The organism is Enterobacillus tribolii (assembly GCF_003363015.1).
Taxonomy (GTDB): domain Bacteria; phylum Pseudomonadota; class Gammaproteobacteria; order Enterobacterales; family Enterobacteriaceae; genus Enterobacillus; species Enterobacillus tribolii.
Genome location: NZ_QRAP01000004.1, coordinates 17,170 through 42,702, shown reverse-complemented (window position 1 = coordinate 42,702; position 25,533 = coordinate 17,170). Strand labels below are relative to the sequence as shown.

Annotated in this window: 25 protein-coding genes; 21 read left to right on the top strand and 4 right to left on the bottom strand. The window is 50.5% G+C overall.

Annotated features, from left to right (window positions below):
- Positions 1-126: 126 nt before the first annotated feature.
- The 17 genes from yfbV to C8D90_RS09495 all read left to right on the top strand — a co-directional run bounded on the left by yfbV (position 127) and on the right by C8D90_RS09495 (position 17,544).
- Complete coding sequence (gene yfbV, locus C8D90_RS09575) at positions 127-582, top strand: terminus macrodomain insulation protein YfbV (RefSeq protein WP_115458231.1); 456 nt, start codon at positions 127-129, stop codon at positions 580-582.
- Between the two features lie 193 nt (positions 583-775).
- On the top strand, positions 776-1,273 hold the full coding sequence (locus C8D90_RS09570; protein WP_115458230.1) for a YfbU family protein: 498 nt from the start codon (positions 776-778) through the stop codon (positions 1,271-1,273).
- Between the two features lie 38 nt (positions 1,274-1,311).
- Complete coding sequence (locus tag C8D90_RS09565) at positions 1,312-1,974, top strand: sugar phosphatase (RefSeq protein ID WP_115458229.1); 663 nt, start codon at positions 1,312-1,314, stop codon at positions 1,972-1,974.
- A gap of 684 nt (positions 1,975-2,658) precedes the next feature.
- Positions 2,659-3,369, top strand: coding sequence for a type IV pilus major pilin (locus C8D90_RS09560; protein ID WP_115458228.1), 711 nt, complete (start codon positions 2,659-2,661; stop codon positions 3,367-3,369).
- 89 nt (positions 3,370-3,458) lie between these two features.
- Complete coding sequence (locus C8D90_RS09555; protein ID WP_115458227.1) at positions 3,459-5,309, top strand: pilus assembly FimT family protein; 1,851 nt, start codon at positions 3,459-3,461, stop codon at positions 5,307-5,309.
- Between the two features lie 21 nt (positions 5,310-5,330).
- Positions 5,331-5,777, top strand: coding sequence for a TcpQ domain-containing protein (locus tag C8D90_RS09550; RefSeq protein ID WP_230472995.1), 447 nt, complete (start codon positions 5,331-5,333; stop codon positions 5,775-5,777).
- 14 nt (positions 5,778-5,791) lie between these two features.
- Positions 5,792-7,252 (top strand): type II and III secretion system protein, encoded by a 1,461-nt coding sequence (locus C8D90_RS09545; RefSeq protein WP_115458226.1) that lies wholly within the window; start codon positions 5,792-5,794, stop codon positions 7,250-7,252.
- A 16-nt stretch (positions 7,253-7,268) separates the two neighbouring features.
- Positions 7,269-7,817, top strand: coding sequence for a pilus assembly protein (locus C8D90_RS09540; protein ID WP_115458225.1), 549 nt, complete (start codon positions 7,269-7,271; stop codon positions 7,815-7,817).
- Positions 7,818-7,820: 3 nt separating this feature from the next.
- Positions 7,821-8,720 carry a hypothetical protein gene (locus C8D90_RS09535; RefSeq protein ID WP_115458224.1) on the top strand — a complete coding sequence of 300 codons (900 nt, stop codon included), beginning with the start codon at positions 7,821-7,823 and terminating at the stop codon, positions 8,718-8,720.
- Positions 8,708-9,220, top strand: coding sequence for a hypothetical protein (locus C8D90_RS09530; RefSeq protein ID WP_115458223.1), 513 nt, complete (start codon positions 8,708-8,710; stop codon positions 9,218-9,220). The genes C8D90_RS09535 and C8D90_RS09530 overlap by 13 nt, the downstream gene beginning before the upstream one ends.
- Positions 9,220-10,764 (top strand): ATPase, T2SS/T4P/T4SS family, encoded by a 1,545-nt coding sequence (locus C8D90_RS09525; protein ID WP_115458222.1) that lies wholly within the window; start codon positions 9,220-9,222, stop codon positions 10,762-10,764. The genes C8D90_RS09530 and C8D90_RS09525 overlap by 1 nt, the downstream gene beginning before the upstream one ends.
- The gene (locus tag C8D90_RS09520; RefSeq protein WP_115458221.1) at positions 10,748-11,785 is read left to right on the top strand and encodes a type II secretion system F family protein; all 1,038 of its coding nucleotides are present in this window, start codon (positions 10,748-10,750) and stop codon (positions 11,783-11,785) included. The genes C8D90_RS09525 and C8D90_RS09520 overlap by 17 nt, the downstream gene beginning before the upstream one ends.
- A gap of 2 nt (positions 11,786-11,787) precedes the next feature.
- The gene (locus C8D90_RS09515; protein WP_115458220.1) at positions 11,788-12,582 is read left to right on the top strand and encodes a hypothetical protein; all 795 of its coding nucleotides are present in this window, start codon (positions 11,788-11,790) and stop codon (positions 12,580-12,582) included.
- Positions 12,583-12,611: 29 nt separating this feature from the next.
- On the top strand, positions 12,612-13,454 hold the full coding sequence (locus C8D90_RS09510; protein WP_115458219.1) for a prepilin peptidase: 843 nt from the start codon (positions 12,612-12,614) through the stop codon (positions 13,452-13,454).
- Between the two features lie 4 nt (positions 13,455-13,458).
- The gene (locus C8D90_RS09505) at positions 13,459-14,259 is read left to right on the top strand and encodes a M23 family metallopeptidase (protein ID WP_115458218.1); all 801 of its coding nucleotides are present in this window, start codon (positions 13,459-13,461) and stop codon (positions 14,257-14,259) included.
- A gap of 423 nt (positions 14,260-14,682) precedes the next feature.
- Positions 14,683-15,459, top strand: coding sequence for a histidine phosphatase family protein (locus C8D90_RS09500; protein WP_115458544.1), 777 nt, complete (start codon positions 14,683-14,685; stop codon positions 15,457-15,459).
- A gap of 252 nt (positions 15,460-15,711) precedes the next feature.
- Positions 15,712-17,544 carry an SLC13 family permease gene (locus C8D90_RS09495; protein WP_115458217.1) on the top strand — a complete coding sequence of 611 codons (1,833 nt, stop codon included), beginning with the start codon at positions 15,712-15,714 and terminating at the stop codon, positions 17,542-17,544.
- A gap of 3 nt (positions 17,545-17,547) precedes the next feature.
- Here C8D90_RS09495 and C8D90_RS09490 read toward each other — a convergent pair whose 3' ends face one another.
- Complete coding sequence (locus C8D90_RS09490) at positions 17,548-18,453, bottom strand: LysR family transcriptional regulator (protein ID WP_115458216.1); 906 nt, start codon at positions 18,451-18,453, stop codon at positions 17,548-17,550.
- Positions 18,454-18,557: 104 nt separating this feature from the next.
- Here C8D90_RS09490 and C8D90_RS09485 point away from each other — a divergent pair, with 104 nt between their 5' ends.
- The gene (locus tag C8D90_RS09485; protein ID WP_115458215.1) at positions 18,558-19,544 is read left to right on the top strand and encodes a zinc-binding dehydrogenase; all 987 of its coding nucleotides are present in this window, start codon (positions 18,558-18,560) and stop codon (positions 19,542-19,544) included.
- Between the two features lie 14 nt (positions 19,545-19,558).
- Here the strand turns inward: C8D90_RS09485 and yfbR are convergent, their stop codons facing one another.
- Together yfbR and C8D90_RS09475 are read right to left on the bottom strand one after the other, a co-directional pair.
- On the bottom strand, positions 19,559-20,158 hold the full coding sequence (gene yfbR / locus C8D90_RS09480) for a 5'-deoxynucleotidase (RefSeq protein ID WP_115458214.1): 600 nt from the start codon (positions 20,156-20,158) through the stop codon (positions 19,559-19,561).
- A gap of 126 nt (positions 20,159-20,284) precedes the next feature.
- Positions 20,285-21,499: a pyridoxal phosphate-dependent aminotransferase gene (locus C8D90_RS09475; protein WP_115458213.1), complete on the bottom strand. Its 1,215-nt coding sequence runs from the start codon at positions 21,497-21,499 to the stop codon at positions 20,285-20,287.
- Between the two features lie 350 nt (positions 21,500-21,849).
- Here C8D90_RS09475 and C8D90_RS09470 point away from each other — a divergent pair, with 350 nt between their 5' ends.
- Positions 21,850-22,446: a carboxymuconolactone decarboxylase family protein gene (locus C8D90_RS09470; protein ID WP_115458212.1), complete on the top strand. Its 597-nt coding sequence runs from the start codon at positions 21,850-21,852 to the stop codon at positions 22,444-22,446.
- The gene (locus C8D90_RS09465) at positions 22,439-23,065 is read left to right on the top strand and encodes a CDP-alcohol phosphatidyltransferase family protein (RefSeq protein ID WP_115458211.1); all 627 of its coding nucleotides are present in this window, start codon (positions 22,439-22,441) and stop codon (positions 23,063-23,065) included. Before C8D90_RS09470 ends, C8D90_RS09465 begins: the two co-directional genes overlap by 8 nt.
- Before the next feature lie 64 nt (positions 23,066-23,129).
- Here C8D90_RS09465 and C8D90_RS09460 read toward each other — a convergent pair whose 3' ends face one another.
- Positions 23,130-24,437, bottom strand: a complete 1,308-nt coding sequence (locus tag C8D90_RS09460; protein ID WP_115458210.1) for a rhodanese-like domain-containing protein — start codon at positions 24,435-24,437, stop codon at positions 23,130-23,132.
- A gap of 186 nt (positions 24,438-24,623) precedes the next feature.
- Between C8D90_RS09460 and C8D90_RS09455 the strand changes: the two genes are divergently transcribed.
- On the top strand, positions 24,624-25,367 hold the full coding sequence (locus tag C8D90_RS09455; protein WP_221810567.1) for a TVP38/TMEM64 family protein: 744 nt from the start codon (positions 24,624-24,626) through the stop codon (positions 25,365-25,367).
- Positions 25,368-25,533 lie beyond the last annotated feature (166 nt).

Here is a 25,533-nt window from a genome sequence, read left to right as displayed (position 1 = left end):
CGGCCCGTAAAGCGGGCTTAGGATACCGGTCGGCAGAAGCAAAAACAAAATAAATTTAAATCCGCTAAATTTCCATTGGCATTTTACACGAAAATTTTAAGTTTTATAAACGAAGTTGAGGATACTATGACATCCAAACCCACCGGACAGGTCAGTTGGTTCCAACTTTTCCAGCGCGGTCAGAAGTATATGAAGACCTGGCCCGTGGAAAAACGCCTGGCGCCGGTGTTTCCCGAGAACCGGGTTGCCAGGGCCACGCGGTTCGGTATCCGGTTTATGCCGCCGCTGGCGATCTTCACCCTGACCTGGCAGATCGCGCTGGGCGGTCAACTGGGGCCGGCGGTGGCGACCGCGTTATTCGCCTGCAGCCTGCCGCTGCAAGGGCTGTGGTGGTTGGGGAAGCGCTCGGTGACGCCGCTGCCGCCGTCGCTGCTGCAATGGTTCAACGAACTGCGTAATAAGCTGGCGGAAGCCGGGCAGGCGTTGGCGCCGGTAGAAGGAACGCCGACCTACCAGGCGCTTGCCGATTTGCTTAATCGTGCCTTCAAGCAACTGGACAAAACCTTTCTCGACGATCTCTAGACCGCCGCTCCGGCGGTCATTTCCCTACCTTTTGTGTTGGATTTTTCGTGCGGGATCAGCATGTTGATCGCCGTGCTTTCCGGGCAATTCCCTGCTTAAATCAAAGAATGCATGAGTAGGACTGTCTCGATTCACCCGGCTGTGACATGCTGTGCGGCGTAGTCTGACAATCGTTGTTGATGAGGAAAGCATAATGGAAATGACAAACGCGCAACGCCTGATTCTTTCTAACCAATACAAGATGATGACGATGCTTGATCCCGATAACGCAGAACGCTACCGCCGCCTGCAGACCATCGTGGAAAGAGGGTTCGGCCTCCAGATGCGCGAGCTTGACCGCGACTTCGGCGAACTGAGCGAAGAGACCTGTCGCACCATCATTAATATTATGGAAATGCACCACGCCTTGCAGGTTTCCTACAACAACATGCGCGACGGTAAGCAGGAAATTGATCCGCGTCGCCTGGAGTTTCTTGGGTTTGACGCCGCGACGGAGGCACGCTACCTGAGCTACGTGCGTTTTATGGTGGGAACGGAAGGGCGTTATACCCACTTCGACTCCGGCACGCACGGATTTAACGCGCAAACCAAGATGTGGGAGAAATACCAGCGCATGCTGGCGATCTGGCAGTCCTGCCCGCGTCAGTATCACCTGAGTGCCGTTGAAATCGCACAGATCATCAACGCGTAACGTATTTTCATTCGTCCGGGCAAATGAGGAGATCGCCGGTGAAGTGTAAAGGTTTTTTGTTTGATTTGGATGGTACGCTGGTCGATTCGCTGCCCGTTGTTGAGCGCTCATGGATCGAGTGGGCGCATCAGCAGGGCCTTGACCCGCAGGAGGTGCTGGCGTTCATCCACGGCAAACAGGCGATCACCTCGCTGCGGCATTTCATGCCGGGGGCAAGTGACGAAGAGATTCAAAAAGCATTCCGCTGGATGGAAGAAAAGGAAGCCAACGATACGAACGGTATTACGGCGTTGCCCGGCGCGCTGGCGTTGCTGGAACACCTGAACGCGCTGGCGGTTCCGTGGGCTATCGTCACTTCCGGCACTGTCCCCGTGGCGCACGCGCGGCAGCAGGCCGCGCACCTGCCGCGCCCGGAGGTGTTTATCACCGCGGAGCGCGTAGCGCGCGGTAAACCCGAGCCGGATGCTTACCTGCTGGGGGCGCGCGAGTTGGGCCTGGACCCGCAGGACTGCCTGGTGGTGGAAGACGCCGCTGCCGGGTTGCGTGCCGGTATGGCGGCCGGATGCCGGGTTGCGGCAGTGCATGCGCCGCAGGATCTGGCGGAGCTCAGCCAGGTCGATTTCAATTTGCTTTCGCTGACGGCGCTGCGGGTTGAGCGCCGGGGAGAGGAGATTGACGTGTGGCAGGTGAATGCATCGTAATAAACGGGATGTAGCCCCCTGAGGCATCCGGCAATCGTGCCGGATGCCGGATTAAAGAGTCATAAATGTTATATTTTTCTTTGTTCCATTTAATTAATGGATCATATTTCTTATCAAAATAACCTCAGTTCATTTCCCCTTCCTGATTAATCGTTATAATAAGCCATATTGGGTTAATAGAATTATTATTCCGAATGTTTATGCTGGTTTTGCTTTACATATTTTCTTAATAATAAACTTCTGTTTAATCACCTTATATATGAATGCTCGATCTTTTTTGATTTAATTAAGTGGAAATTAACTGTGGCTTAATTATTTTGTCATTGGCTAATGACGTATTTTTGAAGAAAAAATGCTTATTTTCAATCGCATACTTTTTTATATTTGGTTAAATTGATATTTAAATTCTGGGCATGTGTAATTTAAATATATAAATTTTCGATCGCTGTATTGCGCAGGGGGAATTTTGTGATAGATTTCTATCTGCGTTTTAGAGTTATTACATGTGCTTTTATATCTTGGAAGTATCTACACGCTGTATTTCTGCTGGGTTTCTCCCGGGATGTAGAGTGCGTGTAACTTACGTTTGCAATATCCCAGAATGCTTAGTTGTCATGAATTCATGAGATAAATTCTATTTTGGTATATTAAAAAACAATCATTGTTGATATTAAGGAAATATAAATGGATGCATTATTTGTTCGTGCGGGAAAACGTTTGGATAGTAAAGTGAAGAAACTTCGGGAGTTAAGAAATCAGCGAGGCGTTACTCTGCTGGAGATCATTATCGTTTTAGGTATTATCGGCGTGATCGCCGCGGGTGTGGTACTTCTGGCTCAACGCGCGTTCGTTAATCAGGATATTTCAGACGTTATTAACAATACTAACTCTATTCGTACTGCGGCGATTGAGGCATATAAAGATCAGGGCGCCTATCCGAGTTCATCGAATAGCGCTGTTGGTCTGACCAAAGCCACCATTAAAACGGCGACGAATGATTCTATTATCGCAACGCTGGTCAAAATGGGCAAAATTTCAGCCGATGAAGCTTTCAATGGTTTCTCCAGTGATGCCTTCCAAATGGGGCCGGCGAGAACCAGCGGTAATTCTACCGTAAATAAAGGCTTTGTGCTGGTTGTAAACGGTTTGGATACTGAGACTTGCCGTAACCTGGTTTCCCAGATGGGACCGCAGTGGGATTACGTTGCCACGACAACTGCGGCGGCGGGTGCTGACGCGAACATCGATGACATGGATTTGACCGGAGCGGTGAACATTACCAACGGACTTTTGAAAACGTTGGATGCTGATAGCCTGAATCCGACCAATATCGTTAACAACGGTGTTTGTAACCAGTCAGGCTCAACGAATGCCGCTATCTTTGGCAGCCGTTAATCTGAGTCGTTAATTGAACGGGTAGTCATTTTATTTTACTCCGCTCCATTTGGGGCGGAGTCCTTGAAATTATGTGACAGGGAAGGTGCATGCGTAAACAAGCAGGCGTGACATTACTGGAGATGATCATTGTACTGGCGCTGATGGGGATCTCGCTTGTTTGGTATACCCGTTATCAGAGCCGAAAGGCGGATGAGTATGCCCGGCAAAATGTAGTTAATGCTTTGGCGCATGAGATGAAGGGCGTTATTAATCTGGCCCAGGAGAGCGTCGTTCCTGTCGAGGGCAATAAAGACACGCGAGAAACGAATCCGCTCTATAACCCAAAAGCGAACTCCGCCTATCATCAGCGTATTGTTCACCTTTCTGAGGATGATGATAGCCTGGCGGATGGTGAATATTATGTCTGGGGTGAAGGGAATACCCAGGAACGTTATTATTTTATTAATAACAAATGTAAAAATACACGGGTTTTCGCTGAAGGTATGGCCTTCAGTAAAGAGTATCTGCCTTGCAAAATGGTGAAGCAGGCACTGAATACGGAACTGCAAATCGACCGTATCGCTTTTACTAACAGCGGTAATGCAGGCGAGAAGCTCACGATAAATACGGTGGAAGTCACCGTCGGGTATAACATGAGTGGCAATGATGCTGTGCAAATAGCGAATTATGCACCGCAGTTTGCGTCGGCCTATCAAAATGTAAAGCTAAGCTACAGCCATGCTTATGTTGTTTATCGTAACCGTACGGCTGGGGCCGGAAGTCCGTGGAAGATTGCTAAAGACAGCAATAACCGCATCATTGATTTCAGCCACGTCTCTAATAATATTGCTGGCTTGCAAAATCTGGCAAAGCAGAACCGGCTGGGCATCCGCTTTGTATTTGATTTGAATGATAACTCAGGATCGCCGGTCCTCCCCGATGGATCGGTTGCGGTAGACAAGCTGTGCTGGAATCCGGCGGAAGGTAAAGCGCAGGTTTGCTACCAACAGCTCCCCGGAACCGGAACGCATGGTGAAGATCAGGTCATGGCGCTGACGGTTAAAGATCCGGAGTTAAATAATGGGCGTGCGATGACAGGTACTATCCTGACGAACGTCGTATTGGAGAACACGGCCAGGCCGGTATACCTGTTTGCCCGTACTGGCGGTGTCTATGGGGGGCAACCCTACGGAGATGTCGTACTGGATGCGGACAATAAGCCTTCATTGCTGACGATGACGGACCCTGACGGCGTTCAATACACGGCCGAGCGTACGGGCACTGAAAAGTTTGATTACGATTGGTATGACGCATTTGAGCTTGTTACTCCACCCTATATCGATCAGGTGGCAACCAATAACCAACGTGATGATGTGCTGGAAGGTCGGGCAAGCCTGACGCCAAAAATAACGGAAACAGGCGCGGTGACTTATCTGGTGCATACGTGTCCGAAGGTAACGCAATCTATTGTCCTTAAAGATCGTAATGGTGAAGCGGTTATTGACGACGATACGGAAACCTTGCAGGAAGTGAAGGTCGAACGGCAGTTATATCCGCGTATATCCGTTGCACTTTCTTCTATCGCGGGCGATCAACTGACTAGCGGGAGCGGTAAACGGAGCCAGTTTATTTCATTCTCTGAGCTGTCGAAAAATCGTGAAGTGTTGAGTGATGCTAATTCTGTAGTAGAAAACCTGGCTGGGGTAGCTATACAGGCGAATTTTGTGAAATCTACAGTCGTAGATAATCATTACCAGCGTTATGTATGGCTGATATCCAGTATGGTCGCTTCCTATAATGCCGATACGGGTAAAGGGAAGAATATGATTAACCCAACATCGGCATCCTATGTCGTAACCCGTTGGTGCAGTACGCTTCCGCAAAACGATATGCCTGCAGGCTATGTAAACGATCTGGCAAAAGAGAAGGGCGAAGAAGGATATCTGTATAAACAATAATGTAATCCGGGAATTTATTATATGGAAAGTATAGGTGTGAAAAATAAGTTTATCCGCGTTGTAATTGCTCTGTGTATGATAGCGCCTTTCGCTGCCTCGGCTAATAAGAATGCGAATGTTCGTGATTTAGCGCCAAAGGCACGTAGTCCCTTTTCCGTTGACAACCCATCGGCTGTTAAAACGGACGTTATTTCACCGGGCTCTGCCATGGTTAAAAGCGAAAAACATTTATATCTCAGAGAGGATATGTTGTTGAGTCAGGGGCTGAAATCATGGGCATCTGAAAATGGCTATAAACTTTTATGGAATAGCCGGAAAGACTACATTATCTATAATAACCTGGTTTTTAGCGGCAAGGATGATGATGAGCTGCTGAGTGAATTAGGTAAGCTCTTTTTTTCTGAAAACTATGGCTTAGTGGTAAAACGCTATATTAAAAATAACGTAATCGTTATTGATGAACAGTAAGGACACGTTAAACAATGATTAAAAAATTCAGCGTAGGCGCAGTGTCACTCGCCTTCTTGCTCCAGGGATGCAGTAGCTCATTTGAGAATAAATATGATGCAAATAAGGCAATGCAGGAAGACTTAAAAGGCGGAACGCGTGCGGAAGATGCAAAAGTTCGTCCTTATATTAAGTATGACACTGCTTTCCTGGGACAGAAGGTTGAGTATAGCGTCGAGCGGCAAAATCTTCTGAATAAGCCCGTAAAAATACAGTCTTATGAAGCTGCGGATATTGAAACTATATTGGCGTCGGTAGCGGTTCAAACCGGAATCAGTTACCGGATTGACAGTGAGCTGAAAGGAAAAAGCGGCTCAGGAAATGCCACGGGAAGTATCAAACCGCACAGCGTTAATTTTACTGGTTCGTTTGAAGAATTTATGCGTTATATTTCTTCGCTGTATGATGTAAGCGTCAGCCTGGATAAAAGCGCCGTATTGAAAATAAAAGTCTACGATAACTACGCGATAAAGCTTGATTTTTATGGTGGTGATAATAAGACAGAGACAACGCTCGATCTTTCCGGTAATGAGGCCACATCCGGAGGCGGGTTAACGGGTAAGTCTGAGACTAAGTTTGAATCATCATTTTGGGATGACGTTGATGATATGGCCGGGAAATATGTCTCTAGCGGCATATACAATATTTTTAAGGATGCATCAATTCTGATGTTTACCGGGCGACCTTCAGAATATGAAGCGCTGAACAATGTTCTGCAGAAATACAAAACAGATAACAACAAACAGTTTGTTGTTACCTATAAGATATTTACGCTGGACAATGAGAAGGTTAAAAGCGCGGCTGCAGGATTGAACATCAGTTACAACAGTAACAGCACGTCGGCGCAGATAACGACGCAGCTGATGCAGTCCATCGGGGGGGGGATTTCCGCCGGCTGGAAGAGCGACACCTGGGATATCAGCGGTCAGCTTGAAGCGCTGTACAACCTGACCGGCAACCGGGTCATTCAGAGTGGTTCCTTTATCACCCGCAACAATATGCCGGTTCCATTGAACATGACTAACTCAAAGTATTATGTTTCAAGCCGTACACGCTCCGTCAATGCGGAAAGCGGTAATGAAGATGTGTCGGTAGTGACCTCTGAGTTAGTAACGGGAACCAGCTTTATCATTACGCCCAGAGTACTTTCGGACGGGCGTATAGAAGTGATCAACGGATTTACCAAACGGGAGTTGGTATCCATTGATACCTTTGATGCCGTGCAACTCCCTGCCGTTAATACGACGGAGTCATTCAATTCAGCAATCATATCGCCGGGCAGTTTACTGATGGTGGCAAAGTATGATGCGAAAAAGCAGAAGGACTCGCGTAACTTTATGCTGCTGGGAGCCGGTACGGAAACCGATGAAGGCAGCGCAACGGTAGTCATGGTTGTTGGTGTTGATTACTACCGTGCTCCTTTCGTCGCCCGCTGATGCTATGGAGGGGGAGATGAAGGCGCGTCTGTTAAAAAATAATCTTTTAGTGAATATGCAATGGGAGCCTGAGTACCCCGATAAATTAGAGTCGGGTGCATTAACATGGTTTCGTAACTCAGTAAAATCAAACCGAAAGCTTTTTTATACAGATGCATTTGGTCATGTTGCAACGGGTTATACGGCAAAGCTCTCTTCCCGTTTTGATGCATTCCCTATCTTCCTGATGACGCTGTTTGGCGATGGAATATATTATCGCCATCAGGCAAACACCAATGGTGATAGCTATCTGGTGATAATCAAAGACGGTCGGGTTGTTTCAGGAACAGATTGCTTTTTGAAGCGGACATTATTTGATGCTTTGCTTGAGAATGCTGAGAATTACAGCAATCTGGAAATGATCCTCATCACTGATAATCATTTAGCCAGAGTCATTGAATATTGCACAGCACGACAACAATCCCTCAAGCGGCGCAGAATGATTTTTATTTTGTCCTTTATGGCCGCAGGCGCAGTCGCATTGTTTGTTTTGGCGTTGATGTTCCGGCTAATGAATGCAGGTTAACCTATGCTTAAAAAGAAGTTTGTCTGGAAAAATAAAAAACTTTCATCAGGTACGGCTATCATCATTCTGGTCGTTATTACATTGATACTCGTCTGCGGCGGGGGCGGTGCATACTGGTATTATTTCATAGAGGTGCCAAGGCAGGAGCAGGAGGCATTGCGCATTCAGCAAGAACAAAAAATCCAGAGTGATATTGCTGCTGTTAATGCTTTTTACGAGAAAACCCTGGCAGGCGGAAATTACTTACAGGTTATTTCATTGCTGCATGAAATAAACCGAAGCCGTTTGTTGCTTGATAGTATAGGGTTCATAGAGAAGGATTTCATATGCAATATGAAAAACTGCTCATTCGACTATGAGCTTGCCGAGAATACGATTTATAACACGCCGCAAAAACCATTTTATGGTGAGTATTATGACGTGTCTCTGATTGGTGCCGGAGAGAGTAAAAATCAAAGAGGGTCCTCTTCCGGAACCAAAAAGAACGAGGATGTATTCTCTTATAAAAATCTTCCTGGGATCAAACAGAGCAGTTTGCTGGCGGAGTATAAAAAAAGGGAATCGCTGGTTTTTCAACGCTGCAGTAATATTGTTAATTACATAAACGGTTATAATTCAGTCTTTTCCAGCATGCCCGGTCCAGACCGAAAAACGAAGCTTTTGTCGATGGATAAGTATCCGCAGTCCCCGGTAATGTCAACGGAAAAGTCATTAGGAACCAAAGTTCATTACTATGGCATGTTGTCGGCGCCGCTGACGTTAACAATAAAAGAGACGGATATTCCTCATTTGGTCAGTATTATTCAGGGCTTGGCATATAAAGAATCGTTCATTATCAATGGTATTGAGTTGAATGAAAGGGAAGGCTATAAAATTTCAGGAGTAATGGTATGTGCAAATTAAAGTTTCTTGTTTCAGGCGCTATGTTTTTCTCTGTTATTTTGAACTCACCGGCATTTGCTGAGAACGTGGCAGGGGCAGTGAATCAGCCAGCAGCGGCAGAAGCGTCGCCCACGGATGAGCCAGAGAGCTCTCAAACTCAGATCATTCAAATGGTCCAGGATGATTATCTGTTTCAAAAAACCTACAGAGGTTTGAAAAACGAGCTGGCGCTTGAGGAGCTGCGTAATAAGATCAGGAAATTGCAAGGCGTGGATAAGTTATCGCCGCCGACCATCGCACAACCTGTGGATACCGGATCAGAGACGCTTGTTTCGGCAGATACCGTTCCAATGCCGCGCGTCTTATTAGAAACGCAAATAGCAGGGGTTTCAACGGTCGCTGTATCTGATGGTAATCAGATAAAATATGTGATGCCTGGCAGAGTATTCGATATGAATGGTAAGTCATATCATTTAAGCCGTACTCAGGGTAATAAATTGCGGATACAGGAAGCGAATTAGTGAGTCTTGATTTTATTCATTTACCCGCGGATTGCCTGAATAATGAGGACTGGTACTTTCATGAGTATGCAGGAATAGGGATTACTGCAACGTTGAAAGATGGCGGTGAGTTTCTCATTCTTTCTTGCTTATCTATCGATACCTGGTTCAGCCAGCAATTGCAGGTAAGCCGTATTAATAGTGTGTATAAGCGAGAGTTAGCGGGCATTGCACAGGTAAGTGAGGATACCTATTTCAAGATTCTGGAGTATGTCTCCGCCCGAGACAAAAGTGCGGCAAGTGCTAACATCAATATATCAGACACGCAACATCAGTTGAGTGATATTCTGCATAAAGCCGTAGGTATGGGAGCAAGCGATCTTCATATTACCCGTAATGATTTTTTGGCTTTAATGGAAGTGCGCGTTAACGGTGTACTTGTTCCGTTTATGCAATTGAAAGCTCAGCAATGTGATGAACTTGTTTTCGTACTGTATAACGTTGAAGCAACAACGCGTGACACCACCTGGAACCGGGCAATACCGCAAAGCGCCAATATTCTTTATTCCCTTGGGGAAAGAAGCTATCGCTTTCGCTATGCGCATTTCCCTATTTTTGGTGAAACCGCCGACTGTTATCATGCTGTTTTGCGTATTATTCCATCAGGGCTGCAGAAAGGAACTATCGCTAACTTAGATACATTGGGTTTGTTCGATGTTGAAATAAAGGATATTAAAAAAATACTCAGTAATCCGTATGGGGCATACATTATTGCCGGTACGACGGGATCGGGAAAATCGACGACGTTAAAAAACTTAATGGAGTGGTTGCAGATCAACCGCTATGAAGATAAGGGATGCTTCCTGACGGTTGAAGACCCGGTGGAGTATCAGATTTATGGCGCCAAGCAAAGTTCGGTTGTCAGCGTTGATGGCGGAGGATTTCATGCCGCGATTAAATCAGCGCTGCGACGGGACCCGGATGTCCTGATGGTGGGTGAAATCCGCGATAATATTTCGGCTAATGCATTAGGTGGCGCCGTAGAGAGCGGTCACTATTGTTTTACTACGGTACATGCCGGAAATATTGTCTCGCTGTTACAGCGTTTATCCGCACTCGGCCTGACCAGCGATAAATTGTCGACACCCGGATTTATTGCCGGCTTGCAATGCCAGAAGCTTATTCCGGTGTTGTGCCCGCATTGCAAGCAGCCTTATCAAACAATGGAAACCGCGTCGGGGAAGACGTTCGGCTTATATCAACGTAATGCTGCCGGCTGCTCCGTCTGTAAACATAGCGGAATCAGCGGTCGTCAACTGGTGATGGAATACCTGTTACCGACTTACGATGAATTAGCGGCGATTGCCAGAAATGCATGGCTGGATGCTTATACCATTTGGCGCAAAAAACGAGAACAGTGTGACGGATTGGGTGAAGGGTTTGAGATTCGTGAAAAAGTCATGTTTCACGTTCTGACCGGCAGAGTCTGTGCGCAATGGTTCAGTATGGAATTTGGTGAAGTATTACCTGAAAACATGGAGGTGCTTCTTGGCAAAATTAAGTAAAAAACAACGGCTTTATGTCTACCAGTTTTGTGCGGATATGATTAAGGCACAGCTGCCTTTGTATGACTCTTTGCAGAAGCTTCAGTTGGAAGGTAAAGCCCTGTTGGGGAAAGGCTTTAGCCAAAAGATTCTTGCTCTGCTGAATCAGATGGCGCAGGAAACGTCTGTTGCGGCGGTTTTTTCCAACATGGTGCCGTCAAATGAGTTAAGCGTAATTACTTCCGCCGAACGTAGCGGCAGCCTGGCTGAAGGGTTTATGACGCTGGTCAATATTATCAATTTCAACGATGAGCTACGTAAAAGAATCGTAGGGGCAATGATTTTCCCGATGATTATGCTGGTTCTCTCCCTCGTTGTGATTGCTGGCTATGCGGTAGGGGTTTTTCCCAAGTTTGCTTCCGTTGTCCCGGTGGATAAGTGGCCGGGAGTCACACAGAACTTATACAGTTTTGGCACAGCATTGTATGGTGGGTTATGGGTACTGTTGTTAGCCCTGTTTATCGGATTGGTTATTACAATCTCTTTTGCCATGTCGAATCTGAAGGGAACGATCAGAAATAAATACCTGGATAAAATTTTGCCTTTTTCCACTTACCGGCAGCTCAGTTCCTCTGTCTTTTTAAATAACCTGTCGCTTATGTTGCGTAATGAAATTCCGCTTGCAGATTCGCTGAGTATTATCAGGTTGAATTCAAATCGCTGGTTAAAATACCACATTGACAACATGCTGGAAAAAATGGCTCAGGGCCTTAACTATGGTAAAGCATTAGATAGCGGACTTCTGGGTACCGAAGAGTTATTAAATATTAGCTTATACGCGGATTTGCCTTCTTTTAATGATGTGTTGAGATCTGTCTCCGATAAGTCTCGTGAAAATATTAAATTATACATCCAGAAGCTGGCAGGGATTTTGAAAAGTATGTCAACCCTGGTATTGGGAGGCACCGTAATCTGGGTATTTGCCGGATTGTTTATGCTAATGGACACGTTGTCTAAAATGGCGGGATCGGGGAGCTTATAATTATGCGCATCATAGATAATGCCGTCAGATATATGTTGCTTAGCGTTATGACCTTAGCTTGTGGGGATGTTTTTGCTGTTCAGAAATTCGGCTTTCATCAGCAGTGTGGTGCGTTAGATACGCCTTTGAATATTAATATCGAACTAAATCTGGGGGATAAGAACGCTAACTATGGTGTTAATGTAATATATATCTATTCTGATCGTATTAGTAAAGAGACAGCGGCGCTTTATCCTCAAATGCCTGCGTTTTCATTTATTAAGAATAACGCTTCTGGTGTGTTGTGCATCAACGGTTGTGGGTATGCCTCCTCACCCTCTGTAGATAAGGGGCAGTCTAAATACAATGTTATTAATACCGGTGGTAATTCAGGCTATGTTTATAATACATCAATCAGAACTGAAAATGTGAAGAAAAGTAGAAATACTAACATTATTATTCCAACGCGGCGCCTGGCTTTGTTGCGTATTGAAGGGTTTATTATGCCGGGTGGGCTTGGTCCTTATGAACGGACTCAATATTCAAGGTTGGTTGGGGTTTATGGTGCGGCATTTTATGAGCCTTTGATTATTGAATATGTTGAGACTGATGTGCCTGGCGTTATGAAACTGTCACAGGTAGAGTATGGGAACAGTCGAAATAAAAATGGTTACCCTGTGCCTGATGTAAATATGAAAATAGGACGAAAGAAATCATTAAATATAAAGATGCAGGGAAATAGTAGTCGTGGTGTATTTGATGTTCCGTCATCACTCACAACTACGGAATGGAGCACAATTCCTGACTGTGCGAAGTAACGCGTTATAGGTTAAGGAACCTTTCCTTTATGAATATGTTTATCCATCAGCTGCTCCCTTATTTGCTTCTCCTTCTTGGAATGCTGATTGGCAGTTTTCTGAACGTAGTCATTCATCGTCTGCCCTTAATGATGCAGGCTGAATGGGATGATGAAACACGGCAGGAACCTGTATCTATAATAAATTTATGGTGGCCTCCATCACATTGCCCGGTATGTAAAGCCAACATTAAACCCTGGGACAATATCCCCGTTCTGAGTTGGTTGTTATTAAAAGGGAAATGCAGAGGCTGTCACCATCCGATCCCTTTTTTTTATCCACTCAGCGAAGCCATAATAGGCTGCTGTTTTTTTCTGTTAGCGCTGTTTTGTTCTGCAACACATTCCTGGCCTTGGATCGGCAGTATCGCACTTTTCCTGTGCATACTCTACACGCTGGCTTTAATTGATATCCGTACCTGTCTGTTGCCGGACAGCCTGGTATTTATGCTGTTGTGGAGCGGATTACTGGCCTCCGTTTTGGGTATTATTCCTGTCTCGCCGCGGGATGCGGTTATCGGTGCGGTCATGGCTTGGGGACTGACCGCCGCGATGACAAAAGCATACTATTGGCTCAGGCGGAAAGAAGGCTTTGGGCAGGGAGATATCAAGCTGTTTGCGGCGGTTTCTGTTTGGTTGGGCTATCAGGCTGTCCCTGCTTTATTGCTTTTATCGGCATTGCTGGGTGCGGGTATTTACGTTTTCTGCTGGTTTTATTTCTGCAAAATTCTGGGAGAAAGTAAAAATATCTTTTTGGCTCAGGGGCATTATCTGCCTTTTGGCCCTGCCATCGCGTTGGCTGCGGTGATTTTGTTGTACTTACAGGGAGCGTAATACGATGGTGATGATTTTGCCTTGCTTACTTTGGGGATTGCAGCCATTCATTTCTCCGCAAAAATCGTATCAGGACATTGCGTTACTGGCCGCAAAAACGTGTGAAGTGAGTACACTGGCCCAGGCAGGCGAACCGGAGCAACGGTATGTTCCCGCATTTATGCAACTGTATGCGGCGGATAATGGAAAAAAGGCGTCCGCGCATCAGCCCGACTTTCTCTTTCCGCTGGTGGGGAAATGGTCGGTGACTTCCGCCTACGGACCGCGCTTGCATCCGTTGCTCGGGCGCGTTCTTCCCCACCGGGGAGCTGACTTTGCTGTGCCGGTGTCCAGTGAGGTGCTGGCTGTTCAGAATGCCCGGGTGCTTACCGCCAGTTACAGCCCTACGGCGGGTTACTATATTGAACTGTCGCACGGGAACGACTGGACGAGTACCTATATGCATCTGCAGAGCTTAAACGTGTCACAAGGGGATGAAGTGAAACAGGGAGACGTGATTGCACTCTCCGGCGCCACGGGCCGGGTTACCGGGCCACATCTGCATTTGGAAATGCGTTATAAAAAAGTCGGTGTAGATCCTGTGGGTGTATTTAACGGAATGATGGGGAAAATGAACCGGAAGCCCATATCGCGGGATGGAACCTTACCGCGTATTGTGCTGGTAAGTGGTAGCGGAGAGGAAACTCGTGTCGGCATTAAGGCAGGTCGCAAAATAATATTTGCACGCCCTGGTAGTGTGGTGTTCAAAAAATACAGAGTGACCATGTTAAGTGGAAAGTACAGGCTGGAAAAAACAAACACATGATTCTGTTATGGGGGATTGACTATTTTCTCATTGTGAGTGATGGGATTAATCTTTGTCTGTGATTTTTTAAGATACCTTGCTTCAGATAAATCCATTGTTTCACAATAAGTTGCCTGGTTTTTTCTGTTTAATAAAACGTGGAATACTTGCGTTGGATTTTCTTAATAAAATCATCGGTCATTATTTGTTTCTTGTTCTTCTCATAATGCATTCTATACTAAGGATTTTATTAAAAATCATTTCTTATAAGCAGTATGTAAACTAAGAAATATATATTCCTGCCATGTATTCACGGCGTTGTAAGTTCGAAATTATTTTTGTTTCCATCACAAAACAATAAATCCCTGGCTGATAATTTTGTTGCCTTTGCTATTTTTTGTTTTCTTTATCTTTCAAGGAGACGAAATAGTGTTGAAATCATTTATGCTAAAAATAGCTTCTGTGTTTTTATTTTTAGGGTTAATAGTTAGCGGCTGTGGTTCCTCTGAAAATTCGGACGTGACGCTGTACGTCGTCCGGCACGGAAAAACGATGCTGAATACTACCGACCGTGTGCAGGGCTGGGCCGACGCAGTATTAACTCCGGCAGGTGAACAGGTGGTGGGTTATACCGCGACCGGCATGAAAGATATTCCGTTCACTCTGGCGTACAGCAGCGACAGCGGGCGTGCAATACAGACGGCAAACTTTATTCTGGCAAAAAACGTGAAGTCTGACGTGAAATTAAAGACGGACTGGCGTTTACGCGAATTCAATTTTGGTTCGTATGAGGGAGATCTCAACCACACGATGTGGAACGACATTGCCGCCAGCAAGGGTAAAACGGTGGAAGAGTGGATGGCCGACGGATTTACCCCGGAGTCGTTCGCCAATGCTGTCGCAGAGCTGGATAAGGTGCGCGTCACGCCCGGCGAAAACTGGCCGGCCGAAGATTACGCGACTATTTCAAACCGCCTGCGCGAAGGATTGCAGGACATCATTGCGGAAGCCAGAAGCAGCGGCGGCGGCAACGTGCTGATTGTCTCCCACGGGTTGAGCATCGGGGCATTGGTCAGCATGTTAGACCCCGACGCAGTATTGCCGGCCGGCGGCGTAAAGAATGCCAGCGTGACGAAAATCGTTTACCAGGACGGTAATTATCATGTCACCGACGTCGGTGACCTCAGCTACATGGAAAACGGCAAAGCTTCGGGCGACTGATTGGCACTATCTGCCTGTTCTTTGTCCTTTTATGCGCTGCATTGCGGGAACGCTGTTCCCGCATTCTCCTCCGAGCACCTGTTTTCCTACGTTACGCCATTATTTCTCGCTTAAGATGCGTATTGATTACGTAGTTTGTGCCTTGTTACGAATCAATTCATTGTGGGCAAAATCGTTATATTATGCCCACTCGATGATTATTTAAGAAAACCGGGTAGCCCATCAGCGCATTGGACAAAAAAGGGAGAAGGTGTGAACGGCGAGCTATTGTGGGTATTGACGCTATTACTGATTGCTATTGTGCTTTTCGCCACCAACAAGCTGCGCATGGACGTCGTGGCATTGTTGATTATCGTGGCGTTCGTGCTGAGTGGCACTCTGAATTTGCAGGAAGCCACCGCGGGCTTCAGCGATCCTAACGTAATTCTTATTGCTGCCTTGTTTGTCATTGGCGACGGGTTGGTGCGTACCGGCGTTGCCTATCAGGTCGGCGACTGGCTGGTGCGTGTGGCGGGCGACAGCGAAACCAAGATGCTGTCATTACTGATGGTCGCCGTGGCGTCATTGGGCGCGGTGATGAGTTCGACCGGCGTGGTGGCGATATTCATCCCCGTGGTGCTGAGCGTGGCGGCGCGCATGAAAACCTCGCCGGGCCGCCTGATGATGCCGCTCAGTTTCGCCGGGTTGATCAGCGGCATGATGACGCTGGTGGCAACGCCGCCCAACATGGTGGTCAGCAGTGAGCTGGTGCGCGAAGGGTATCGCGGGCTGGGCTTTTTCAGCGTCACCCCGGTGGGGATCGTGGTGCTGATCCTCGGCGTTGGTTACATGCTGCTGACGCGCGGTCTGCTGGCCAGTAACGAACCGGATGCGAATAAGGAAGCCTGGCAACGGCGCACGTTCCGCGACCTGATCCGCGACTATAAGCTGACGGGCAGGGCGCGGCGCCTGGCTTTGCGCAGCGGCTCGCCGTTAATCGGCAAAACCCTGGACGAACTGCACCTGCGCGCCCGCTACGGCGCCAACGTGGTGGGTATCGAACGCTGGCGTAAGTTTCGCCGCGTTATGGTCAGCGCCTTCGGCGATACCGAGCTGAAAGAGCGCGACGTTCTGTTGATTGATATGTCGGCTTCCGACGTCGACCTGCGTGAATTCTGCGGCGAGCAGATGCTGGAACCGATGGTGCTGCGCGGAGAATACTTCTCTGAGCAGTCGCGCGACGTTGGCATGGCGGAAGTGACGCTGGTGCCGGAATCTGAAGTGCTGGGAAAATCCCTGCGCGATATGACGTTCCGTTCGCGTCACGGCCTGAACGTGGTGGGTATCCGCCGCAACGGCGAGGCCCTGCCGGGCAAACTGGTGGATGAGCCGCTGCAACTGGGCGACGTGCTGCTGGTGATCGGCAACTGGAAGCAAATCCGTCAGTTACAGCAGCATACCAAATACTTTATTCTGCTTAACCTGCCTTCCGAAGTGGATGAAATGGTGCCCGCCGTATCGCAAGCGCCGCACGCGTTGTTCTGCCTGGCGCTGATGGTTGCCATGATGCTGACGGATGAAGTTCCCAACGCCATTGCCGCCATTATCGCCTGCCTGCTGATGGGCAAATTCCGCTGCATAGACATGGAGAGCGCCTACAAGTCGATTCACTGGCCCAGCCTGCTGTTGATTGTCGGTATGCTGCCGTTTGCATTGGCGTTGCAGAAAACCGGCGGTATCGATCTTGCGGTGCGCGGGTTGATGGACCTGGTTGGCGGCATGGGGCCGCGGGTGGTTCTGCTCTGTTTGTTCGTGCTGTGCGCGGTAACCGGTTTGTTTATTTCCAATACCGCCACGGCGGTGCTGATGGCGCCGATAGCCATTGCCGCCGCACGTCAGATGGAACTGTCGCCGTATCCTTTCGCCATGATCATTGCCATCTCCGCTTCGGCTGCCTTTATGACGCCGGTGTCTTCGCCGGTCAACACGCTGGTGCTGGGGCCGGGTAACTATAAGTTCGGCGACTTCGTTAAGATCGGCGTTCCCTTCACCCTGTTGGTGATGGTGGTGAGCGTTATTCTGGTGCCCTGGCTGTTCCCCTTCTGATTATCAGCGCGCCGGCCGGGTTACCGGCTGGCCACCTTTCACATAGTGCAATGCGTTCTCCGCGCAAAAATCAATGTAGGCTCTGACCAGGCTGGACGGGTGCCGCTGTGACGGGTAAAGCAGATTCACGTACTGCGGCGGCATCGGATAAGACGCCAGCAGAGGGCTTAACGTGCCTTGTTCTATGGCGTCCAGCGCCAGAAATGCCGGAAGCTCGGTAACATATTGCCCGGCGATCGCCAGGTTTCTTAATTGCAGATAGTCATTGGTCAGAATGCGCGCAGAGGGCGTGACGTGTTCTTCCCCCAGTTTCCAGACGGCGGGCGTTCGTGAGTCGGTGCTCCATACCGCGCAGGGCAGGGTATGCAAATCTGACGGCACCCTGATGGCCGGCGAGCGTTGCAACAGCACCGGCGCTGCGACCAGAATATGGCGATAGGTGAGAAGTTTGCGCGCCACCATGGCGTCGTGCACGATCTCGCCGATCCGCAGGGCGACGTCAATACCGTCCGCCAGTAAATCTACCCGCCGTTCCGTAGAATAGACCAGCAGCTGAATTTGCGGATGACGGCGCTGGAAAGCATCCAACAACCGCCACCAGGCCTCAAACGCCGGAGGAATGGAAAGGCGCAGGCAACCCTTGAGCTGCGCCTGATCGCTGCGCGTCAGCAACTCCGCCTCGTCCAGCGTTTCAATGCCGCGGGCGGCATATTCATAAAGCCGCGCGCCGGCGTCGGTCAGGGAAATTCCCTGGTGCGTTCTCTCCATTAACTGAACGTTAAGCTGTTGCTCCAGCCCGCGCAAACGGCGGCTCAGGGTGGAAAGCGGGACGTCCAGCCGGGTTGCGCTGGCGCTCAGGCTTCCGGCCTGCACGGTGGCGACGAACCACTTAACGGCATTAAGGTCCATATCGTGTCCTGCCAAAAATGGGAAGATAACTCCCATTTTTGTCCGTTTCTTTCAATAATGAAAGGGGTAATACTCATCTCATCGTAATTTTCAGGAGAGACGTGATGAAGGCTTATGTTATTGAACGCACCGGCGGCCCGGAGGTTTTACAGCTTCAGGATGTTCCCGCGCCGCAGGCCGGGGAAAACGAAGTCAAAATCCGGGTAAAGGCGTTTGGCCTGAACCGTGCCGAGCTGATGCTGCGGGCGGGGAACATGGGTGAAATTACCGCGCCGCGCATTCCCGGCATCGAAGCCGTTGGCGAGGTGATGGAGGATGCGTCCGGCGTATTCCGCCCCGGACAGCGCGTGGCAACCCTGATGGGCGGCATGCAGTTCAACCGCGGCGGCAGCTACGCGCAAGAGGTTTGCGTACTGCGCAGCAACGTGATTGACCTCAATGACTCGAACCTGAGCTGGGAAGAGCTGGCGGCATTGCCGGAAGCCTGGCTGACCATCTGGGGCGCGCTCGACAAACGCCTGAAGATCGCCCGCGGCGAAAGCCTGCTGATCCGCGGCGCGACGTCATCGGTGGGCCTTGCGGCGCTGCTGTACGCCAAAAATGCCGGGCTGAGCGTGATTGCAACCACGCGTTCGCCACAGCATACCCAGCATCTGTACGAACTGGGCGCCGATCATGTGGTGGTGGATAACGGGAATATCGCGCAGGAAGTCAGGCGCTTCTGCCCGAACGGCGCGGACAAGGCGCTGGAGATCGTGGGGCTGTCCGTTGTGGCGGACACCGCGGCGGCGTTGCGCCCCTTCGGCGAAATTTGCATGATCGGCATGCTGGACGGCATGTTCAGCATGGACGGTTTCAACCCGAACCGGGTATTGCCCGACGCCGTCACGCTCAGTTTTTTCGGCACGACAATGCTGGGCACGCCGGGGCTACCGCTGACGGATACGCCCCTGGCGCAGATTGCCCGCGACGTAGATCAAGGGCGGTTGCCTTCGCTGCGGGTGAAAACGCTCACCTTTGACGAAGTGCCGCAGGCTCACCGTTTGATGGAAAACAGCAGCGTCCGCGGCAAACTGGTGGTGCTCGTGTAGTTCTGCCGGGCTGATTACAGCGGAGAGTCCTGGCTGATTTCATCCAGCGACAGGCTGAAGCTCGGAATGAAGACATCCATGAAGTAGGTCATTTCCGGGCTGCTGCGCAGCTCCAGCGTTTTTTCCAGCCGGGCCTTCGCCAGGGTAAATTCATTGTTGCCGGCGGAAAGCTCCTCCAGGCATTTCAGGTAGGCGCACAGGGCGTCGGCCTGTTTGACCACATGCTTCTCATCTTCGCTGTAATGGCGTTCATCCAGCAGGCTGCGGAAATCATTCTGCAGCTCCTGCGGCAACATTTCGATTAGCTTCTGTTGGGCAACCTTTTCGATTTTCTTGTATTCGTGCGCGATCTGCGGATTGTAATACTTGATTGGCGTTGGCATGTCGCCGGTGAGGACCTCACTGGCGTCGTGGTACATCGCCAGCACCGCAACCCGTTCCGGATTGACGTTGCCGTTGAACTTGCGGTTTTTAATTACCGCCAGCGCGTGGGCGACGAAGGCCACCTGCAAACTGTGCTCGGAGACGTTTTCGGTACGGACGTTACGCATCAGGGGCCAGCGGCTGATTAACTTCAGGCGGGACAAATGGGCGAAGAAATGACTCTGGGGCATGGTGTGCTCTCTGTAAACGACAACAGATGTATTGTGGGGAATGCGTGAAAATATCGCAAGGTGCCGGGTGTACGACGTAAGTGCAAACAGGAAAAGAAACGGCGCCCGAGCCGGGCGCCGCAGGCATTACTGATGATAACCGGACAGGAAACGGCCGAACTTACTGACCGCCATTTCCAGGTCGTCAACGCGCGGCAGCGTTACGATGCGCACGTGATCCGGATGAGGCCAGTTGAAGGCGGTGCCCTGAACCAACAGGACTTTTTCCTGCAACAGCAGGTCCAGCACCATCTTTTGGTCATCATGAATATTGAAACGACGGATGTCGATTTTCGGGAACATGTATAACGCGCCCTGCGGCTTCACGCAGGAAACGCCGGGGATCTCATTGAGCAGTTCCCAGGCGCGATCGCGCTGTTCATATAAACGGCCGCCGGGCTGAATGAATTCGCTGATGCTCTGGTAGCCGCCGATGGCCGTCTGAATGGCATGCTGCATCGGCACGTTGGCGCACAAGCGCATCGAGGCCAGCATTTCCAGCCCTTCGATATACCCTTTGGCGTGCTTTTTCGGCCCGCTGATCACCATCCAGCCCTGACGGAAGCCGGCTACACGGTAAGTCTTGGACAAGCCGTTGAACGTCACGACCATCAGGTCGGGCGCCAGCGCGGCGATGGAATGATGCTGGGCATCGTCATACAGAATTTTGTCGTAGATTTCGTCGGCAAAGATAATCAGATCATGCTGACGGGCGATCTCCACGATTTCCTGCAGCAGCTCTTTGCTGTAAACGGCCCCGGTCGGGTTGTTGGGGTTGATGATCACGATGCCGCGCGTGCGTGGGGTGATTTTGCTGCGGATATCGTCAAGATCCGGGAACCAGCCCGCTTCTTCGTCGCACAGGTAATGCACGGCCCTGCCGCCGGAAAGCGACACCGCCGCGGTCCACAGCGGGTAGTCCGGCGCCGGCACCAGCATTTCATCGCCGCTGTTAAGCAGCGCCTGCATGGACTGCACGATCAGCTCCGACACCCCGTTGCCGATATAGATATCCTCCAGGGTGATATCGTGGATATCGCGTGACTGGTAGTGCTGCATGATCGCCTTACGCGCGGAGTACAGCCCTTTGGAGTCGCAGTATCCCTGTGCGGTCGGCAGGTTACGGATGACGTCCACCAGAATCTCGTCGGGCGCTTCAAAGCCGAACGGGGCGGGGTTACCGATGTTGAGTTTGAGAACTTTGTTGCCTTCTTCTTCTAATCGTTTTGCTTCTTTGAGTACCGGACCACGGATGTCGTAGCACACGTTATCCAGTTTGGTGGATTTTTCAATCGGAGTCATAACACGCCTTAATAAAAACATCAGCCTTGACAGAAATACTCTGCGTATCGGAAAAACGTGTCCGCACGGAGGAATGTGGTGCACAATTATCAGCGGAAGACGGAACCGGAGCGATATCTTTCTCATCGTCGGTTTAGTTGCCGGTAACCAGGGCGGGACACGATAACATTATCACTTTACTCTCCGCCATCCGCCTTTTGAAGGGCATTGCCGTGTTTTGGTGCAAAACATTATCCCCGGTGAATGCGGCTTGGCATCATACGAAGTATTTCGCCATTATTGGATTTTTATTCTTCTTGTTATTGTTTTTTTGGATTTATCATCCATGAAAAGGGCAACGGAAAATCACTATGAATGAGAAATGGGCGATGTCATGGGTTTCATCGCTGAAAAAACTGCCGTGCAGCCTGTGGCCGCTGGTACGTGCGCAGCAGAAGCATTATGGGGAGACGCTGAACCCGACGCGCTGGTGGGGACGTTTCCCTTTTCTGTTCTGGCTGGTGGCGTTGTTCGTCGGTTTTCTGGAGCGGCGGAAATCCACGCTTGCCCCGGAACTGCGTGCATTGGTGATGACGCGGGTTTCCCAGCGCTGTGACTGTGCGTTTTGCATTGATGCCAACAGCCTGCGTCTGGCGCAGCGCAGCGGTTCGGCGGAAAAAGTGATGGCGCTGAAAGACTGGCCGCAGCAGCACGGCGGCGTGTTCAGCGCCGCGGAAGAAGCGGCATTAGCCTATGCGGATGCGGTAACGGCCACGCCGCCGGTCGTTTCCGGCCAGATTAAGGCCGCCCTTAAAACGCATTTCTCTGATGAAGCGATTACCGAGCTGACGGCGCTGATTGCCTTTCAGAATCTCTCCGCCCGTTTCAATGCCGCGCTGGAGATCCCCGGTCAGGGGTTGTGCGTGATTGAGCCGGCGAAAAAGGGGGATGAAGCGCCTCATGCTTGACCGCTATCTTCATCCGCATGTTAAACCGCTGCTTGGCCGCGCGGCGGCGTTGCTTGACCGGCCGGGCATTACGCCGGACGGACTGACCCTGAGCGGGTTCGCCATTGGCGTGCTGGCGCTGCCGTTTCTGGCGTTGCAGTGGTACGGCGCCGCGCTGGCCGCGATCCTGCTCAACCGTCTGTTCGACGGGCTTGATGGCGCACTGGCGCGGCGACGCACGTTGAGCGATGCCGGTGGTTTTCTCGATATCGCGCTGGATTTCCTGTTTTACGCCCTGATCCCCTTCGGCTTCGTGCTTGCCGAACCGGCGCAGAACTCGCTGGCCGGCGCCTGGCTGCTGTTCGCCTTTATCGGCACCGGCAGCAGCTTTCTGGCATTCGCCACGCTGGCCGCCAAACATAACCTGGAGAATCTCTCCTACCCGCATAAATCCTTCTACTATCTGGGCGGTCTGACCGAAGGCAGCGAAACCATACTGTTTTTCATTCTCTTCTGCCTGATGCCGGCGTATTTCGCTCCGCTGGCCTGGCTGTTCGGCATCCTGTGCTGGTTCACCACGTTTACCCGCATCTGGGGCGGTTACCATACCCTGAAAGGCGTCCGGGGGGCGGGGGACTAACGCCGTAAAATGCAAAAGGCGGCTGTGCAGCCGCCTTTTTACGAGTAAGGATTTTGCAGGGCGGTTACTTCCAGCTGCTGTCCGGGCCTCTCTCGCCGCTCACCGTGGCGTTTCCGGCTTCGCTGCTCCACTCGTACCATCCGCCGTCATAAACGCTGATGTTTTTCCAGCCCATCGCGCGGGCGTACATAAACGTCTCGGAGGCGCGCCAGCCCGTTCCGCAGTAGAAGGAAACCTGCTGATCCGGCGTGATATGCCATGCTTTCCACATGGCGGCGATGTCGTCGGCGGACTTCATCGTGCCGTCCGGGTTGTGGAAGTCTTCCATGTGCGTAGAATCGCTTCCCGCATGGCCCCAGCGTGCGCCGGCGATTTCGCCTTTCGGCTTAATGTAGCTGTAGCCGCTGGTTTCACCGATGAACTCCGGCCAGGAACGGATGCTGACCAGCGAGGCGTCGCGGCGGTTGAGCAGGGCTTTGGCCTGCGGCTGGGAAAGTATCAGCTGCGGCTGCCCCGGAACCGGCGCGCCGAAATCCGCCGCCGGTTTAACATCGGGCGGCAGGCCGCGTTCTACCGGAAGCCCGGCGTCCGACCAGGCCCGCCAGCCGCCGTCCAGCAGACGTACATCCTTCACGCCGGCGTACAGCATGATCTGCGCCGCGCGCGCCGCGGCATAAACGTCGCGGCCATACAGGATGACGGTGGTGTCATGACGCACGCCGAGTTTCGCCATCAGCGCTTTCAGCTTGTCGTCGGAGACTTTGTTCCACAACGGCTCGCTTTCGATGTCGTTAGTGTCCAGGTAGCCTGCGCCGGGAATGTGGCTGATCAGGTACTGCTTGGGCGCGCCCCAGGCAACCTCGAGCACGCGCCATTCGCCTGCCGGCGCCGCAGTAACCGTCTGGCCGTTTTGCAGGGCGTGAATCCAGCCGGGGTAGACCAACTGCTCGAAATGGGGCAGGCGCTGTAACGGGCGCGTTTGGTTTAAGGCGTCCGCCAAATAGGTCACGTTATGAAAGCCCAGTTTATTGAGGCGCGCTTTTACCGCGTCAATTTGTTCCGTCCGGCCATACAGCGATACCTGCGTGGCGGGCGTGACCTGATGTTGCTGCAGCCAGTGCGACAACTGAGTATCGTTCATTTCGTTCAACCAGGTTGCCGCTAGGTTTAATGCTCCCGGTTCATGCCCGGAAGGGGCGCCGGCCTGCTCGGGCCAGCCGTTGTAGAACGCGCTGGGGCGGGTGTCGATAATGACGTTCTGCTGCGCCTTATCCTGCGCCGGCGCCGGTTTTTCGGTGGCCGCGATGCTGGCGGTTGCGTGCAGGCAGCCCAGCAGCAGGGCGGATACGGCAACGTGACGGGAAAGTTTCATCACATGATTATCCTGTTTATGTAAGGAAAAATGTTTGCTAATTCTCCGGCAGTCAGAGGCGCGGAATATTGTTCCAGCGCACATCCTGCTCTCTTAACCTGACAAAAACAGGAGAAAACGCGTATGCTGTGGCGGGTAAAAGCCGGCCACAGCGTGAAATCATATCGGGTATGAAGAGAGTCATAAATGCAAATACTGCGCTACGTTAAACTTACCGTAGTGGTTTTGTTGTGCGCCGTCGCTCTGGTCGCGTGGTCCAATCCGGCCGTTCAGGCGTTTCTTAAAATGATTTGGCGCCTGCTCTCTTCGTTGGATTTTAATGCCTTACTGGACTATTTACGCGGATTCGGCCCCTGGGCCGCAGTGGTTTCATTCTTTCTGATGATTTTTCAGGCTCTCGCCGCGCCGTTGCCCGCTTTTCTGATCACGCTTGCCAATGCCGCGCTGTTTGGCTGGTGGCAGGGGGCGATTCTGTCGTGGGTCAGCGCCATGGCCGCTGCTGCGCTGTGCTTCATGTTGTCGCGCTGGCTTGGCCGGGAGTGGGTCGCACGCTGGGTGTCGCCCGCCGCACTGGCAAGCTGCGATCGTTTTTTTATTCAATATGGAAAATACACCATATTGATTTGTCGTTTACTACCTTTTGTTTCATTTGATCTTGTGAGCTACGCCGCAGGATTAACCTCTATCCGGTTATGGACATTTCTTATCGCCACCGGATTAGGGCAGCTCCCCGCTACGTTAATATACTCATACGCCGGCGGCATGTTGACGGGAGGATTGCAGTGGATGGTCAGCGGGCTATTCGTTTTGTGCTCCCTGTCGATTGTCATTTATATAGGTAAAAAGAAAGCATCTTTTATCCGGAATAAAGAATATCCGATAAAAAAGAGGGAGGGGGAAAAGGAGGATGAAAAACAAAAATTTACATAAAAAATGCTAAACTAAGCACCTATACTGAAGTTAGGTTGGATGTATTTATGTTCATACTAAGGTATAGTTATTTGATATATAGATATTTTGTTACTATCAAGCGTGCTAGATTTTTAGCAACCGTTCAGAGAGGGTAATACCTTAAAAGATGTTTGCGTATTTACCG

Excerpts from the sequence above, each read along its gene's own strand:
- yfbV (WP_115458231.1), top strand. The coding sequence starts at position 127 with ATGACATCCAAACCCACCGGACAGGTCAGTTGGTTCCAACTTTTCCAG.
- C8D90_RS09570 (WP_115458230.1), top strand. The coding sequence starts at position 776 with ATGGAAATGACAAACGCGCAACGCCTGATTCTTTCTAACCAATACAAG.
- C8D90_RS09560 (WP_115458228.1), top strand. The coding sequence starts at position 2,659 with ATGGATGCATTATTTGTTCGTGCGGGAAAACGTTTGGATAGTAAAGTG.
- C8D90_RS09555 (WP_115458227.1), top strand. The coding sequence starts at position 3,459 with ATGCGTAAACAAGCAGGCGTGACATTACTGGAGATGATCATTGTACTG.
- C8D90_RS09550 (WP_230472995.1), top strand. The coding sequence starts at position 5,331 with ATGGAAAGTATAGGTGTGAAAAATAAGTTTATCCGCGTTGTAATTGCT.
- C8D90_RS09545 (WP_115458226.1), top strand. The coding sequence starts at position 5,792 with ATGATTAAAAAATTCAGCGTAGGCGCAGTGTCACTCGCCTTCTTGCTC.
- C8D90_RS09540 (WP_115458225.1), top strand. The coding sequence starts at position 7,269 with ATGAAGGCGCGTCTGTTAAAAAATAATCTTTTAGTGAATATGCAATGG.
- C8D90_RS09535 (WP_115458224.1), top strand. The coding sequence starts at position 7,821 with ATGCTTAAAAAGAAGTTTGTCTGGAAAAATAAAAAACTTTCATCAGGT.
- C8D90_RS09530 (WP_115458223.1), top strand. The coding sequence starts at position 8,708 with ATGTGCAAATTAAAGTTTCTTGTTTCAGGCGCTATGTTTTTCTCTGTT.
- C8D90_RS09515 (WP_115458220.1), top strand. The coding sequence starts at position 11,788 with ATGCGCATCATAGATAATGCCGTCAGATATATGTTGCTTAGCGTTATG.
- C8D90_RS09510 (WP_115458219.1), top strand. The coding sequence starts at position 12,612 with ATGAATATGTTTATCCATCAGCTGCTCCCTTATTTGCTTCTCCTTCTT.
- C8D90_RS09505 (WP_115458218.1), top strand. The coding sequence starts at position 13,459 with ATGGTGATGATTTTGCCTTGCTTACTTTGGGGATTGCAGCCATTCATT.
- C8D90_RS09500 (WP_115458544.1), top strand. The coding sequence starts at position 14,683 with ATGCTAAAAATAGCTTCTGTGTTTTTATTTTTAGGGTTAATAGTTAGC.
- C8D90_RS09490 (WP_115458216.1), bottom strand. The coding sequence starts at position 18,453 with ATGGACCTTAATGCCGTTAAGTGGTTCGTCGCCACCGTGCAGGCCGGA.
- C8D90_RS09485 (WP_115458215.1), top strand. The coding sequence starts at position 18,558 with ATGAAGGCTTATGTTATTGAACGCACCGGCGGCCCGGAGGTTTTACAG.
- yfbR (WP_115458214.1), bottom strand. The coding sequence starts at position 20,158 with ATGCCCCAGAGTCATTTCTTCGCCCATTTGTCCCGCCTGAAGTTAATC.
- C8D90_RS09475 (WP_115458213.1), bottom strand. The coding sequence starts at position 21,499 with ATGACTCCGATTGAAAAATCCACCAAACTGGATAACGTGTGCTACGAC.
- C8D90_RS09470 (WP_115458212.1), top strand. The coding sequence starts at position 21,850 with ATGAATGAGAAATGGGCGATGTCATGGGTTTCATCGCTGAAAAAACTG.
- C8D90_RS09465 (WP_115458211.1), top strand. The coding sequence starts at position 22,439 with ATGCTTGACCGCTATCTTCATCCGCATGTTAAACCGCTGCTTGGCCGC.
- C8D90_RS09460 (WP_115458210.1), bottom strand. The coding sequence starts at position 24,437 with ATGAAACTTTCCCGTCACGTTGCCGTATCCGCCCTGCTGCTGGGCTGC.
- C8D90_RS09455 (WP_221810567.1), top strand. The coding sequence starts at position 24,624 with ATGCAAATACTGCGCTACGTTAAACTTACCGTAGTGGTTTTGTTGTGC.